This is a genomic window from Streptomyces sp. NPDC001903 (assembly GCF_042891345.1).
Lineage (GTDB): Bacteria > Actinomycetota > Actinomycetes > Streptomycetales > Streptomycetaceae > Streptomyces.
Window position 1 is genome coordinate 25,337 of sequence record NZ_JBIASZ010000020.1, and the last position, 13,754, is coordinate 39,090.

Genomic DNA, 13,754 nt, shown 5'->3' on the forward strand with positions numbered 1-13,754 from the left:
TGGCGGCCGTGATCCTGCTGCGCGGGGGCGTGATGGAGCGTCATGTGGGTGCGTTTGCCGGGAAAGGCGGGATCGAGGTGACCCCAGGGAAAACGCTCACCCTCAGGAGTGAAGCCCATTCGAGCTACTTGCTCTATTTTCCGAAGGGTCGGTCGGGTTTCCGCCCGATCATGTTCCAGTGGCGCAGCATTGTGATCCGAGACGACAGGTCGTGTTCGTTTCTGTCGTCCGTGGTGGGCTTCGGTCTCGTTGAGGGCCCTGCGCCAGGCTGTTGTTCCGGCTGGTGGAAGCGCTTGGACCAGTCGGGGGGTCGTGTTTCGCTGCATTCGATCCCCCGATGAGCGGGGCTTCAGGGCATGCCCGCCCCGAAGCCCCGCGGGGGTTCGACCATTGCGCCCTGCTTCGAAGGAACGACATGATCGAACGTGCAGATCGGTCCTGGGGACCGATGAGCCCAGAAATTAGCATTCCGGTTCCGCCCCCGGGTGAAACCCGCTTCCACGCCACGCTTTCGGGTGTGGCCCGGTGGTCGTCAGTGCTGGCAACCCTCCTCGTGGTCGGCGTCATTGTCGGAGAGGTGGACGAGGCCGCGGTGTTGGCGGCAACGCCGTTGGTCCTCGGTGACCGGACCGCTCTCCTCTTCAGGGTGCTGGTGCGCCGCTGACGCAGCTGGCGCGCCCTGCCCGGGGCGCGCCGGCCATCGTGCAGTCCGGGACCGCTGCCCGCGATCCCGGCTCTGCCACAGAGGTGGCTCGCGGCCTCGTGCCGTCCTTTGAACGGCGCTGTTCCGGGACCGTGTTGTGGCCGGGAGGTACCCGTTTGGCGGCACGAGATCCGGCCAGAGTCGCGGCCGTCAGTGCTACTCCTTTCCACCCTCGCGAGGAATCGTTCCATGATCACGGCCAAGCACGGAGGCGGCCCTCACGGCGGTACCCCCCGCGCTGACGAATCCTGCGCGGAGCGGACCGTTCGAACGCAGGGTATGGATACAGAGGCCGTCGAGAGCGTGGCTCGAGCGGCCTTCAGGGCCCGGTTCGAGCCCGCCTACCGGCAGTTCGCGGTGGTGTCCCTGCGTGACGAGGGCGCCGGCGCCGATGTCGCCGCAGCGGTGTGGACGCAGATCGAGCAGGACTGGGCCGGGCTGCTCGCATGTGCTTCAACCGCAGGTTGCGCCTGGCAGCGGCTGTCCTCGGCGGTCCATAACCACCCACGCAGGCCAAGGTCCGCTCTCGACGAGTTGCCGAGGCCGGCGGCTGACGCGTTCCTCCTGCGACATCGCGTGGGCCTGGAGGCGGACCGGGCGGCAGAGGCGATGGGCATGGAATCGGCCGCGTTCGAGTCGCTCTACCGTACCGTCGTGCCCCGCCCGGCAGCGTAAACGTCCCCCGGCATATCCACCTGCTAAATGCGATACCGGCGCGTTCACGCGCGCCCCCTACCAGCACGAATGCACATCGGCAAGGATTGCGCCGGATTTCCGGAGATTGGATCCTCGCCTGTCCTGGGCAGGTATTTTCACAAGGGGGTGACCCCCTATGATGAACGCTTTTCCGCCCACGACCCTGCCTTCCCCGCCGACCGCCCGGCAGGGGGAACAGCCGTGCCCCAGGGGAGCCCGTGCCGATCGACGTCACCAAGCCCAGCATCGCCCGGATGTACGACCACCTACTGGGAGGGCAGGGCGGATACGCTTCTGATCGGCGCGCCTGCGCCCAGCTGCTGACCCTGGCCCCGCGTCTTCGTGAACTCGCCGCCTTCAACCGGGCTTTCGTCGGCCGCGCTGTTCGCCATCTCGCCGCCCAGCACGAGGTCCGCCGCTACCTCGACCTCGGCTCGGGCATCCCGCACCGGCCCCACGTCCACGAGATCGCTCGCGAATCCCGCCCGGATACCCACGTCGTCTACGTCGACAACGACCCCGTCGCGCTGGGCAAGAGCAGACTGGTCCTGGCGGAGGACCCCACCGCCGCGACCGTCCTGTGCGCCGACATCCGAGACACCGCAAGCATTCTGCGCCACCCTCGAGTCGCGCGCCTGCTCGAAGCCGGCCTGCCGGTCGCGGTCCTGTGCGGCTGGGTCCTGGAGTGCATTCCCGACGACGAGGACCCTTGGGCCCTGGTCCGCGACCTGACCGGCCGCCTGCCCGGCGGCAGCTACCTCGTCGTCTCCCACCTCACCCACGACGACCCTGCCGTACGCGCCGAGGTCGGAGATTTCCTAGGGAAGGCGCTGGGCCGGCACTGGGGCAACATCCGACCCCGCCGCGACGTCGCCCGCTTCTTCACCGGCCTGCGCATGGTCGGCCAGGATGCTCCCGGCGATGTGGCCGGCTGGAACCCGGGTCATCCCCCCCAGCCCGCGCCCTGCAGCCCCGGCGGCTGGGTCCAATACGGTGGCGTGGCCCGGGTACCGTGACGGCCCCGGCGGCGGGCAGGGACGACGGGATCGGCTGCCGCCCCGCAGCTTCGCCTCGAAACGGCTGATGTGCTCCTGGACGAAGCCCAGGCTGTCCTCCACGTCGAGGGCGAGGTTGGAGAGCATGGTCAGGTTGGCATCGTGCGCATCGACCTTGGCCTGATCGGTGTACAGACGGCTGAGCTCCGGACTGCTGCCCTCCAGGTAGAGAATCGCCGGAGGTGTCGTCGCCTGCTCCAACTCCGCACCCTGCTCCACCGGGAAGCGGAAGAGGGACATCGTCATGGCCTTCGGGAGCTCGTGCTCCCACTGACAGCGGGGCAAAACCCTCAGGTGGATCCACTCGCGGGTCTTTGCCAGCTTCTGCAGTTCCAACAGCTGCTCGAGCATGGGGCCGTCCCCCGGGATCGGGGTGGTCAAGACATGCTCGTCGATGATCATCGAGTAGTGGAGCGCGGTGCCCCATTCCAGCAGCTCCTGCCGCTCGTGACGTTGCCGCAGCCGCCCGGGAACCAGATCCAGCAGCTCCTTGCGCCCGTCACAGGCCCGCTCCATCACCACTTTGCTGTACTGCCTGGTCTGCACCCGCCCGGGGACGTACAGCCCCGCAAACGAGATGATCTCCGAGGCGCGCCGCTCCAGCCGCAGGATGTCCGCAAACGCCGGCGATTCCTTGAAATCGCCGTCCGCGGGTGGGGCTTCGCCGTCGCGCCCGATCCTCTCCTGCGAAATCTGCGCAGCCTGGTTGCGCCAGGACACGGCAGTCCGCTCATCGGCCCCGTAGAGCCCGGCCAGGGTCTGCGCGACCTCCTCGGTGACCTTGGCCTTGATCTTTCCTTGCTCCAGTCGGCTCAGAACGGTCGCTGAGGATGCCGCGCCCCGGCGGACGGCTTCGGCGTTGGTCCAACCGAGACTGTCGCGGGCCTCCCGCAGCTCAAATCCCCACAGCCGACGGGCCAGAGTCGTGTCGGACTCGCCCCTGTCGAGCTCCTCCCGGAACGACGTCCGAGCGGGCGGGCGGATGGGCCGATCGGCCACGCGAATCTCCCTTGCAAAGGGTGGTGAACGCTCACCACCGTCGCAGTCTGAGTTCCTCGCGTGGCTCTTCGCAACCGAATCCGCGTATCAGCTGGTCATCCAGTCGAACTCGCCCTTGACAACGCCCTCCACAAACGCCGACAGCTCGGCACCGGTGAACTCCACCATCGGCCCATCAGGTAAACGCGAGTTCCGGAACCCCACGTTCCCATTGGCCAGGCGCGCCACTTCCACACAGTCCTCGTACCCGTTGCAGGCCGCCGACTTCTGCCACGCCACCCCCACCGACACCACTTCACCCAACTCGGCCACACCAGCTCCCTCACACCGTAGCGATCACCTGCACACCCCGCTCCCGCCCCTCCCTGCCTGCCCCTGTGCCACCCACACGGGAAAACCTGGAAAGTTCGGAAAGCCCCTGATGAGCCGAGGGTGTGGCGATGAGATTAGCGCCGCGCCCCGGCGTGGGCTGTCCCTCTAAAGAAGCAATTTCCCGATCCGATCATCAGGTAATGGAAAATGGAAAACTCGATTCCGGACACCCTGAAAGTGCCCCAGGTATAGGCCACCAGCACAGGAGCAGGAGCGCACCGCGACGGCGTGGATCGGCGAGCGCTTCGCGCAGCACACCGGCCGCTGACGGCCTACCGCATGCACGACGGAGAGGCCGCGCATGCGCCCCGAGCCAGTGCGACGGCCTCTCGGTGTCGTGGCGCGCCGAGCAGCAGCACGCGCCGCTCCGGTGATGGAGGGGCATCCCGACGGCAGGGCTGCGCTGTGCAGAGCCGGCCCAGCGGCGCCGCCAAGCCGGGGCCGGGGTGGGGGACGCGAAAGCCGCCCCGTGCCGACGACACGTCAAGGGCGGACGTGCAGGCCCCTGGCCGCACGCGCGCCCTCGGTCGAGGCTGACCGGACACACTTTCTGCAGGTCACCCTCACGGTCCGCATGGGCGGTCGCGGCTGGTGGCAGGCTCCGACCGGCCCGCGGCACGTCGGAAGGATCTGAAGATGCTGAGCCGTCGTGAACGCATCGCGGTGGACGGATTCCTGCTCGCCGTGCTCGTGGCGGTCGCCGGCTGGGGTGCCGGAACGTACGGATACGGCCGCACGTCACAGGTCCTGCTCTGCACGAGTCTGCTGATCGTGCTCGTCACGGCCTACCGGACGGTGATGGACGGACTGGTCCTCACCCGCAGCCCGGCCACGCCCCGGATCCCGGTGTCCGAGGAGGTCCGGCGCCATGCCGCCCGCCAAGCAGGCCTCACCCCGGACGCCTGACTGCGGTCGGCGAAGACCGTGGCTTTCACCGACCGTAGTCGGCCGACCGGGACTCAGGGCGCGGGTTCGTAGACGACGGTGGTGGTCGGGCAGTCCTGGGCGAGCCCGAGGAGGGCCTGGCGCTCGTCCTCGTCGACGGCCAGGTCCCAGCGCAGCTTCGTGGCGACCCACGTGGCAGCGTATGTGCAGTGGTAGGAGCCGTCCGACGGCAGCCATTCCGCCGGATCCTTATCGGCCTTGCTCCTGTTGGATGCGGCGGACACCGCGATGAGCGTGTCCGGCGATGCCTGGTCGTTCGCGTACGCCTCCCTGCGCGCCGCACTCCAGGTCGTCTGCTCCGAGTCGAAAACCTCCGCCAACGGGACAAAATGATCTACATCGAGGCGGGCCGCGTCGGTGACGACCACGTTGTCGTATGCGGAGCGCCAAGTGCCGCCGGTCAGCTTGCAGCCGGCCGCCACCTGCGGCGCTTCGAGGGCTTCGGCGAGGATGACTTCCTTGCGGGTGTCGCAGCCGTCCCCGGTGTTGAGGCCCTTGTTCCAGTGCTTGTACAGGTCCCGCTTGTAGCCCTCGCGGTGCTCTGCGGCGACGGGCAGGCGGTCGATGGCCTCGAACAGCGGCATCGGTGCCTGCAGCCCGGCAGGACCAGCGGCCACGGGGGCCGCGAGTGCCGCCGTGGCGGTGGGTGCGGAGTGTGCGGCCGGAGCCGCGGTGAACAGGGGCAGGGTGCAGAGGGCGAGCGCGGGCAGGCCGCGCAGCATCAGGTTCTTGATCACAAAGGCCGGTGTAGCGGGCCCGGCGCCCACCCCGATAGGCCCCCTGGGGACAACTCACCCGTGCGGGCGGCCGGATTCACTGCAGAAACGCGCCTGCTCCTTCAGCTCCGTCAGGGTCGAGGTAGCCGCCTTCACCCGGGTCCCGGCTGACGTTGGCGCGTACGAGCAGTTGCACCTCTGTCTGACCGGGGGTAAGGCGCAGCCGGCACGGACCGGACGACAGGAACAGGGCTGAGATCCGCTGCGCAGCTTCGAGTGCGGCCTTCTCCTGGCCCGGGATCTCGATCGTAATCATGCTCTCGTCGCTCATACCCCAGGGAACCACCTGCGACCAGGTGTGGGTCCCGCGTCTATGTGAGGATCACACCATTGAGTCCTCGGGAGGCCCCGGCCGGCTGGCGGCGGCGCGATACCGCCAATCTCGTCTATTGCCGGGTGGCGGGTGGCCGGCGGGCGATAGCTTCGCCGCCATGACCGTTCCTGTGCTTGATCGGCGTCCGTCGTCTCCCGGGCCGACGTCGAAGCCGCCACCGGGGCGTCCGTCAACTGATCCGCCGACCCGTCCGGACAAGAACCCATCGTTCCCGCCGAACAATCCGCAGCAGCCGCGTTCAGGGGACTGACCGGTCATGCGCGTTGACCGGCTCCCATTCGAGGAGCTTCCCGACGAAACCCGGCAGGCGATCGCGGCCCGGGTGGGGGAGGACTGCCCGAGAGCGGAGGTGGAGTCGGGGACCAGTTCCGCGCTCGCGTCGCTGTTCTGGCCGTCGTCAGGCCCGGAGATGGTGTTCGTCAAGGGTCTCCCACTGGACCACCCCCGAATCGGCGAGCTGCAGGCCGAAGCAGCCGTCGCCCCGTTCACTCCTGCCGTCGCACCGAGGTTGCTATGGCAGGAGGAGGCCGGCGGGTGGCTGCTGCTCTGCTTCGAGGGCGCCCACGCCTCGGCATGGGCGTACTTCGGCGACGACGGCGACCACCTGGAGCCGGTCGCCGCAGCCCTGCGCGAGCTGAGTCTGCTGCCCGCGCCGGCTGAAGTTCAGCTGACGCCTTGGGACCGGTGGGGCGAATACTGCAACCCGGTCCACGAACAGCTCCTGACGGGGGACCGGCTGGTTCATTCGGACCCGGCCGCCACCAACTTCATGGTCGAGCGCACCGGCCGAGTCTGGATGATCGACTGGGCGTGGGCCATGCGCGGCCCCGCATGGATCGACGCCGCACTGTGGGGATTCTGCCTGGTCCTCGACGGCAAGCAGAGCGTCGAGGACGCTGCGCGCTGGGCCCGGTCCATTCCCGCGTTCGCTGACGCTCCTCGCGAGGGGGTGTGGGTTCTTGCGGAGGCGGAGGCGCGCTCCTGGGAGGACTGGCGCGAGCACGGTATGACCGAGCTGGACGAGACGATCACGGCCGCCCGCGCATGGGCCGCGCACTGGCGCTGACGACCCAACCCCACCCCGGGCAGCCGGTGCCCTGCCTCCCGAACACATGGCTGTTCAGGTGGCGGCGGCGTCGGCCCGGCGGCTGCGCGTGCGCACACGGTCTCCCGCCGTGTTCCGGGGAGACGTTCGGCCTCCACGACCGTGGCGGCGGACTGGGCGTGGCTGTAGGCCTGCCACCGGGTCAGGGGTGGAGGTAGTCGTTGAGGTAGGTGCGGGCGGCGGTCTCGCTCGTGCCGAGCGCGGTCGCCACGTCCTCGAGCGGCACGTCGAGGGCGGCGAGTTCGTACGCGGCGTCCTGGCCGGTCTGGCCGATGACGTACCGCAGGTCGGCGAGTGCCTTCAATACGACCAGCGGTTCCTCGACAGCGAGGACATCGAGTTGCCGGACGAGCTCGGTGAGCAGACCGGTGAGCTCCGCGGGGAGTGGGACGGCTGCGTCCCGGACCACCGATACGTGGGCCTCGTAGTCGCCGATCGGCCCGGTCAGGTCGACGTCGGCCTCGTACAGGGGCTGGTCGGCGGCGAGCGTGGTCCAGTCGAGGCGGTACTCGGCTGCGCCGCGCCAGCCACATGAGCAGCTGCCCCGCAGCAGCATGGCCCGGGGCCGCCCACGCCGGCCGTCGTAGGCGTGCCACTCCGTTGACGACGGCATGTCCGGACCGCTGCCCACGTCGAAGTAGACCGGGCCCGGCTCCGTGCCATCCGACAGCAGTACTCCCACCGACCCCTCGTGCGCGGCCCCCAGCGCCTTGAGCACCCTGTCCAAAACGATCAACCCCTCCCGCACCCTGTGAAGCGGGCCGGTCCCACGGCCTGGGCCCGCAGACCCCAGGCTGCCCGGACCGCAGCGGTCGTGTACCGGGATTCACCGAAAGCGGTACGCATCGGAGGCCGCGACAGCAGGGTGCTCAGCGCCCGGGGCGTTTGAGTTCGAGAACCCACCAAGCCGCATCAGGTAGGCATCGTCCGGGGTAGTCACCTCAGGACGCGTCGGGGGGAGTCGTCCCGTTGCCGCTGGTGGTGTTGTCGAACGGTGCAGGCACACGGGGTTGGGTGATACGGCGTTGAAGCTGGTCCTTCCTGGTCCGGGCTGCATGACGGTCGCTCGGGCGCTGCCGGTTGGCGCGTGACCAGGCCTGCAGCCAGCCTGCGTGCTCGACTGCGGGGACACCCAGGACGGTGAGGAGGGCCGTGAGCTGGGTGCGGGAGCTGGGGAAGCGCTGCCGGTACAGGATCTGATGCGCGGTGGTGCGGGGCACCCTGATGATGCCGGGGCTGTTGCGGGTGCGCTTTTCGATCTCCCGGCAGCTGAGGCTGCCCGCCCCTACGTGCAGGCTGTGCAGCGCCGCGCCCAGGGCGGCCGCATCGCGGATCTTCGTGACCCTGGGTACCGCGGGGCGTAAAGGGCGCCGTTCCTCGACCGCCGCCTCCCACAGGTTCAGAAGCGGGCCGGGCTCGGTGTTGCAGGCGCGCGCGTACGCGGTGACCGTTTCCCGGGTGGGCAGGGTCTTGCCGGAAGCGGCGCGCTTCAGCGTCGACTCGCTGAACCCCACTACCTCGTCGGCCAGCTCCGAGAAGGTGAAGTCTGCTCTGACCCTCGCGTTGCGGAGTGCTTGGGCGAGACGCCCAAGGGGCCGGTCCGGGTACGGCAACGGCTGTTCGGGCCGGCCCACCTCTGATCTGCCTTCAGCCGGAGGAGTTGAGGAAGTTGCGGATCACCTCGCGTACCAGCATCCCGCTGGCGAGGCGCCCGGACAGGGCACCGGCCGCGCCGGCACCGGCGACCAGGAGCAGCGCATCGGAGATGGGGGTGCCGGTGGCGGCGAGCACGGTGGCGCAGCACGTGGAGACGGCGACCGCGACGCCGTGACCCGCCGGGGACTGCCGCCGATCCACTACGGAATGTGACATAGATGATCCCAATCTGCTCGACGGTGCGGCCCGCGGGCCACGGCGTAGGTCCGGGGACGTGAAGTCCCCCCGGTTCCAACCTGGTTGAGCCTCACCGCGTCTGGCGCCGCCGTGAGACGAGAGCATCCTGGCACCCCCGCGCACACCCCCATCGGCCACGCGCCCCGTTTGGTTCAGGCGTGTCCCGCCACACCCCGGCAGTGCCCCAGCCGTTAAGTAGGCTCATCCGAGTGATCGGATAGTCATTCACCTGCGAGAACGGAAACCCGCGCACACCCTCTGGCCAGGTCTAGGCGTGTGGGCCGTCGGGTGGAGTGGGATTGGCTCGTACGCGTCCCGCAGGTCCTTGCCCTACCCTGCGCTCGACTGCGAGCATCGACGCGACGCCAGGGGCACCCCCTTGGCGGCTGACCCTGACCTGCTACCGGTTCCAACCGCGGCACCACCAGGGAAAATCCGCACGATCGTGCTGGCGCACGAGTCTGCCATTGGACCCGGCGCCCCTTGGGGCCCGGCTCCTGGCATACCCGGCCCGCACTGCTCTCGGAGCAGCGCCTGACGCTCCTGCGGATGCCGGCCCCAGCCCGCGGTTGAGGATCTTCGGCATGATCCCCTGATGTCCTTCGCTTTTTTCGGGTCGTAGCCGGACATGCTGCGGGTCTAGAAGGGGTGTGGGCAACTCGCCCGGCCGGGTGGCTTGATTCACCGGGGAAACCGATCCGCTTCCCTGCGTCAGGTAGAGCTCCGCCGGCGCAGCAGGACCAAGATGTGTACCTGTCGTGTCGGGGACACGGTGCCGGGTTCTGCCGTCGGCGTGTTGATGCGGCGGAGAGCGTCTTGGCGGCCGTAGGGTGGCCGTGGGCTGAGGGAGCCCTCGTCGTGCGTCGTTCCGGATCAATGGCGCAGCGTGTCGAAAGCCTTGGCGTACCCTCACCCCCGACTTGGTCCATGGCGTACCTGAGTTGATTTCGCAGGCAACTACCTCTTGCTCAGATCCGGCAGCAGCATCCACGAGGAGTTGTTGCGCAATGCGCGCGAACGATCACGTCAATCTCTGCCGCCGCTACACCGGTGAAACCTGGGCCGGCGCGAAGGCCCGTATGGAGCTGCTCCCGGTCGGCAGCCCGCCAATCCCGCGTCCCGCAGGCCAGCAGGAACTGCTGGAGGCATCCGTACTCCGTGCCCTGCTGGAGAACCCGACCACCTACACCACCAGTCCGCTGTGGATCACCCGCGTTATTCCGGGCGAGGACTACTGCGTCATCCGGTTCGCTCCTGACGCTGACCCGCACGCCCTGACCGACATGATCTCCTGGGGACTCTTCTCGTCCGGGGACGCGGACAGTCTCGGCGGGATCGCGGGACTGCGGATCCTCGCCAGCGGCCACAACCGCATCGACGTCGGATACCCGAACAGCACCGCACGGATCCGCCTCGAAGGCGTACCGGAGCACGCCTGGAAGGAAGCCGAGGCCCTTCGCCGGCTCGCCGCCACAGCGGATAACGCCGATGTGCCCTTCCGGTTCAGCGGCCCGACGCGTGCCGAGAAGGCCTTCGCCGACGAGCACCGCTGGTTCGGCGAAGCGTGGGCAGAGTCGGCCTCACTGGGCAGCGCAATCCTGCGGCGCCTGATGATCTTCCGTTCCGGAGCCGACTGGCTCGACATGGCCGCCTTCACCAAGCACACCAACACCTACGGGTTCCGCCTCACCTTCGGCGCGGACCACTGGAAGGACCACGACACCCTCATCACAGACCTCACCCACCCCGTATACGGGATCGCCCTGACCGAGGACATGCGCAGCTGCGGCTGCCGGTACGGGCAGGACGACTGCCGCATCTGGTTCGACGCCCCCGGCAGTGCCAAGGGCCGCCTCGACCTGCAACTGCACCGCGTCAAATCGAAGTGCGACATCGCGGAGTACCACCATGCCATGACCTTCATGGGGGACCCGCAGGAAGAGGCTTGCCGGGTGACCGGTCTGGGCCCCGAGCCCCAGATGCCCTGTGAACCGAAATGCCACGGCAGGCACGGAACCCTTGACCGGCTGCGACGAGCGGCGGCCCGCCGCAATGCCGAGCGCAAGGCTCTGACGATGACCAGCAGGCTCGTCGATACCGCTCGCTGAATTCGGCTCCGTTGGGGGGCGGGAACCAGCCACGCAGGGTCTGGTCATGTCCGGCATGCGCTCTGCCGTGCCCGCCCCCGCAGCGATACCGTTGGGGGCTTGTCGACCTGTGGGAGGTCTGCTGTGTCAGGGATCGTGGAGGGCAAGCACCGATCACCGATCGGTGACGACGGGCATCAGCCCAACCGCCCCGTCCCCCCTCCGCCGCCACCCCCGCCCCCGCCCCCGCCGCCCAGCAACCCCAGCCCCAAGAAGTAGCCGTGCCCACCGCCCCGGACGCCCCCGCAACCGGCACGCTCGTCGACGGACTGCTCGGCCAGGTCGCCGAGCAGCTCGGCCGGCCCCTGCCCGCACGCCTCCAGGAAGCCTTCCAGCACGTGCCCCGGCACCGGTTCCTGCCGGACCGGATCTGGCTGCGTGACGGCTCGGGCGGCTACCGGCCGGTGGACCGTACGACGGATCCCGCCGACTGGCTCGCCGCGGCCTACACGGATCAGCCGCTGGTCACTCATTTCACCGACGGTTTGCCGTCCTCTTCGGCGTCCATGCCGTCGATGGTCGCCCGCATGCTCCTCCTGGCCGGCCTCACCGAACCCAACCGCCCCGACCAAGCCCCACTGCGGGTGCTGGAATTGGGCGCGGGGACCGGCTTCAACGCGGGACTGCTGTGCATCCTGGCGGGAGACGAGCAGGTGACCACCATCGACCTCGACCCCGACCTCGCCGCCACCGCGCAGGAGAACCTGAAAAGGGTCGGCCGGGCGCCGACGGTCGTCGCCGCGGACGGCGCAGGCGGATGGCCGCCGAACGCCCCCTACGACATCGTTCTGGCCACGTTCTCCGTCGACCACATCCCGCCAGAATGGCTCGCCGGGCTCCGGATCGGAGTCGGCCGCATCGTCACCCCCTGGACGTCCGCCTGGTGCAGCTACGGCACCCTCGAACTCACAGCCACCGAAGCCGGTCAGGCACAAGGACGCTTCCACTCCTTCGCCTCCTTCATGCCCATGGCACGCCCTCACGCCGAGTCCCTCCCCGCAACGACCACGCCCGCGGGCGACGACAGCGCTGCGTTCTCGGCGACGGGGCTCTCGCCGTGGGCGGTCGCCGGCGGCGACCTCGACGCCGAGTTCCACATCGGCCTCACCGTCCCCGGCGCCTCGTTCGTCTGGGACACCAGCGGTGACCACGCCCACACCCGCCTCCAGATCCAAGATCCTGCCACCGGATCCTGGGCGACGGTCGACTACGACGGCCGCACCGCGGCCGAATTCGCCGTCACTCAGGCCGGGTCCCGACGGCTGTGGGATGAGGTCACTGCCGCCTACAGGCGGTGGGAGGAGCTCGGTCGGCCGAGCGTCGACAGGTACGGGCTGACCGTGACTGCGGGTGCGACCGTCGTGTGGGCGGGCTCTCCCGCGAGCCCGGTCGCCGAAAGCTAGTCCTGGAACCTGACGTCGACATCACTGCACGGTCAGGAAGGCATGGTGAGGCGGAGCCCAGCCGACCTGCACCCCCAACGCCGCATCCGCAGCGGCGGCGTCTTCGAAGCGCGGTGATCAACAGGGCCAGGGTGGCGGGGACGGAGCGCTGGAGGGTAGCGGGATTGGTCACCGCGGTGATGGCGGTGCCGGTTTGCGGTCGCGTCACCGACGGAGTTCGATGATGGAGTCTCTGACATCCCTCAGCATCTGGCACGGGTTGTGAGGGCGAGCTGGGCGCAGGGGCCCAGGGAGCCTGTGTGCTTGATGCGGATTTACGGCAAGCGCCCTTCTCGGCGATACGGTGGCAACATCACGGCGGGCCTGCTTTTCCCATCCCCGAGGCAACTGAACGAGAACAGCCACCTGGGCTGACATAACCCCAGATCAAAAGGTGTGGACCCCACGCCCGCGGGGATCGTCCCCGCAACTGGGTGTCCGGCCGGACCGGTGCCGGGTGGACCCCGCGCCCGCGGGGATCGTCCGCCTGAGCGCCGGCGGATCCGCCGCGGCGTGCGGTGGACCCCGCGCCCGCGGGGATCGTCCGAGCAGGGCCCGTCCCTCCCGGGCGGATCCATCGTGGACCCCGCGCCCGCAGGGATCGTCCGGTGACGGAGAGGATGCCGCCGACCTCCAGGCCGTGGACCCCGCGCCCGCGGGGATCGTCCGATGGAGCGGGCCTACGGCTACGTCGCCACGGTGTGGACGCGCCCGCGGGGATCGTCCTACCTGGACGTGCTCGCCGACGCCCGGCCCGCCGTGGACCCCGTGCCCGGCCAGCAGCACGTGGACCCCGCGCCCGCGGGGATCGTCCGTATGCGCGGTCATCGGTCCCGCTGTGTACGGACGAACCCAGCGCCCTCGGGGACTGTCCGCTGCCGCGGAACGCGGCGTTCCCCATGTGCGTGTCGTCCCAATACCTGCGCGGAGGGTTCGGATTCCAGAGCTATTCGGCTGCTGTCGAGCAGGTCGTGCCCGCGCCCGATCTCCGCCTGTACTGAAAGCAACCAATCGGAATCGGCGACCTTGGCCGATAGAATCCCAGCTCAGAAAGTGTCGCCCCCGCGCCTGCGGGGATCGTCCGACGTCAGAGACGTTGGCCCAGAGCTGGATACCGTCGCCCCCGCGCCTGCGGGGATCGTCCGCTCGGCCGGACCAAGAACCAGTGGACCGGCGCGTCGCCCCCGCGCCTGCGGGGATCGTCCGCAACGGTCCAACCCCCCTCCGGTGCAACCCCCGTCGCCCCCGCGCCTGCGGGGATCGTCCGGGCCGGGTCGTGTTCACGCC

The 13,754-nt window shown here is 69.2% G+C and carries 13 protein-coding genes, 1 pseudogene and 2 CRISPR repeat arrays (1 of these 16 cut by a window edge); of the genes and pseudogenes, 7 read left to right on the top strand and 7 right to left on the bottom strand.

From position 1 onward, the window contains the following. Positions 1-415: 415 nt before the first annotated feature. The 3 genes from ACFYZS_RS33065 (at position 416) to ACFYZS_RS33075 (ending at position 2,415) form a co-directional block, all read left to right on the top strand. Positions 416-664 (top strand): hypothetical protein, encoded by a 249-nt coding sequence (locus tag ACFYZS_RS33065; protein ID WP_389020790.1) that lies wholly within the window; start codon positions 416-418, stop codon positions 662-664. Between the two features lie 228 nt (positions 665-892). After that, a complete protein-coding gene (locus ACFYZS_RS33070) occupies positions 893-1,378 on the top strand; it encodes a hypothetical protein (protein ID WP_389020793.1) in 486 nt (161 codons plus the stop codon). A 239-nt stretch (positions 1,379-1,617) separates the two neighbouring features. Beyond that, positions 1,618-2,415: an SAM-dependent methyltransferase gene (locus ACFYZS_RS33075; protein WP_389020795.1), complete on the top strand. Its 798-nt coding sequence runs from the start codon at positions 1,618-1,620 to the stop codon at positions 2,413-2,415. Positions 2,416-2,499: 84 nt separating this feature from the next. Here ACFYZS_RS33075 and ACFYZS_RS33080 read toward each other — a convergent pair. Both ACFYZS_RS33080 and ACFYZS_RS33085 read right to left on the bottom strand, forming a co-directional pair. Beyond that, positions 2,500-3,453, bottom strand: a pseudogene (locus tag ACFYZS_RS33080) (DUF5753 domain-containing protein); the annotation flags it as partial. Between the two features lie 87 nt (positions 3,454-3,540). Further along, a complete protein-coding gene (locus ACFYZS_RS33085; RefSeq protein ID WP_389020798.1) occupies positions 3,541-3,765 on the bottom strand; it encodes a DUF397 domain-containing protein in 225 nt (74 codons plus the stop codon). Between the two features lie 696 nt (positions 3,766-4,461). Here ACFYZS_RS33085 and ACFYZS_RS33090 point away from each other — a divergent pair. Next, positions 4,462-4,731, top strand: a complete 270-nt coding sequence (locus ACFYZS_RS33090; RefSeq protein WP_389020802.1) for a hypothetical protein — start codon at positions 4,462-4,464, stop codon at positions 4,729-4,731. A gap of 53 nt (positions 4,732-4,784) precedes the next feature. Here ACFYZS_RS33090 and ACFYZS_RS33095 read toward each other — a convergent pair whose 3' ends face one another. Both ACFYZS_RS33095 and ACFYZS_RS33100 read right to left on the bottom strand, forming a co-directional pair. After that, positions 4,785-5,492, bottom strand: coding sequence for an HNH endonuclease family protein (locus ACFYZS_RS33095; protein ID WP_389021063.1), 708 nt, complete (start codon positions 5,490-5,492; stop codon positions 4,785-4,787). A gap of 91 nt (positions 5,493-5,583) precedes the next feature. Beyond that, complete coding sequence (locus tag ACFYZS_RS33100) at positions 5,584-5,817, bottom strand: hypothetical protein (RefSeq protein WP_389020804.1); 234 nt, start codon at positions 5,815-5,817, stop codon at positions 5,584-5,586. Positions 5,818-6,136: 319 nt separating this feature from the next. Between ACFYZS_RS33100 and ACFYZS_RS33105 the strand changes: the two genes are divergently transcribed. Then, positions 6,137-6,946: an aminoglycoside phosphotransferase gene (locus ACFYZS_RS33105; protein ID WP_389020807.1), complete on the top strand. Its 810-nt coding sequence runs from the start codon at positions 6,137-6,139 to the stop codon at positions 6,944-6,946. Between the two features lie 181 nt (positions 6,947-7,127). Here ACFYZS_RS33105 and ACFYZS_RS33110 read toward each other — a convergent pair whose 3' ends face one another. The 3 genes from ACFYZS_RS33110 to ACFYZS_RS33120 form a co-directional block, all read right to left on the bottom strand. Further along, on the bottom strand, positions 7,128-7,721 hold the full coding sequence (locus ACFYZS_RS33110) for a hypothetical protein (protein ID WP_389020810.1): 594 nt from the start codon (positions 7,719-7,721) through the stop codon (positions 7,128-7,130). A 205-nt stretch (positions 7,722-7,926) separates the two neighbouring features. Next, complete coding sequence (locus ACFYZS_RS33115) at positions 7,927-8,619, bottom strand: multiprotein-bridging factor 1 family protein (RefSeq protein WP_389020813.1); 693 nt, start codon at positions 8,617-8,619, stop codon at positions 7,927-7,929. 13 nt (positions 8,620-8,632) lie between these two features. Then, positions 8,633-8,857 carry a hypothetical protein gene (locus ACFYZS_RS33120; protein WP_389020816.1) on the bottom strand — a complete coding sequence of 75 codons (225 nt, stop codon included), beginning with the start codon at positions 8,855-8,857 and terminating at the stop codon, positions 8,633-8,635. Positions 8,858-9,885: 1,028 nt separating this feature from the next. Here ACFYZS_RS33120 and ACFYZS_RS33125 point away from each other — a divergent pair. Both ACFYZS_RS33125 and ACFYZS_RS33130 read left to right on the top strand, forming a co-directional pair. Continuing rightward, positions 9,886-10,986, top strand: coding sequence for a hypothetical protein (locus ACFYZS_RS33125; protein ID WP_389020818.1), 1,101 nt, complete (start codon positions 9,886-9,888; stop codon positions 10,984-10,986). Between the two features lie 260 nt (positions 10,987-11,246). Further along, on the top strand, positions 11,247-12,428 hold the full coding sequence (locus tag ACFYZS_RS33130; protein ID WP_389020820.1) for a protein-L-isoaspartate O-methyltransferase: 1,182 nt from the start codon (positions 11,247-11,249) through the stop codon (positions 12,426-12,428). A gap of 435 nt (positions 12,429-12,863) precedes the next feature. Next, a CRISPR array of direct repeats spans positions 12,864-13,342; the repeat unit is 28 nt; unit sequence GTGGACCCCGCGCCCGCGGGGATCGTCC. Between the two features lie 180 nt (positions 13,343-13,522). Continuing rightward, positions 13,523-13,754: a CRISPR direct-repeat array (repeat unit 29 nt; unit sequence GTCGCCCCCGCGCCTGCGGGGATCGTCCG) (it continues 286 nt past the right edge of the window).

Excerpts from the sequence above, each read along its gene's own strand:
- ACFYZS_RS33065 (WP_389020790.1), top strand. The coding sequence starts at position 416 with ATGATCGAACGTGCAGATCGGTCCTGGGGACCGATGAGCCCAGAAATT.
- ACFYZS_RS33070 (WP_389020793.1), top strand. The coding sequence starts at position 893 with ATGATCACGGCCAAGCACGGAGGCGGCCCTCACGGCGGTACCCCCCGC.
- ACFYZS_RS33090 (WP_389020802.1), top strand. The coding sequence starts at position 4,462 with ATGCTGAGCCGTCGTGAACGCATCGCGGTGGACGGATTCCTGCTCGCC.
- ACFYZS_RS33095 (WP_389021063.1), bottom strand. The coding sequence starts at position 5,492 with ATGCTGCGCGGCCTGCCCGCGCTCGCCCTCTGCACCCTGCCCCTGTTC.
- ACFYZS_RS33100 (WP_389020804.1), bottom strand. The coding sequence starts at position 5,817 with ATGAGCGACGAGAGCATGATTACGATCGAGATCCCGGGCCAGGAGAAG.
- ACFYZS_RS33105 (WP_389020807.1), top strand. The coding sequence starts at position 6,137 with ATGCGCGTTGACCGGCTCCCATTCGAGGAGCTTCCCGACGAAACCCGG.
- ACFYZS_RS33120 (WP_389020816.1), bottom strand. The coding sequence starts at position 8,857 with ATGTCACATTCCGTAGTGGATCGGCGGCAGTCCCCGGCGGGTCACGGC.
- ACFYZS_RS33125 (WP_389020818.1), top strand. The coding sequence starts at position 9,886 with ATGCGCGCGAACGATCACGTCAATCTCTGCCGCCGCTACACCGGTGAA.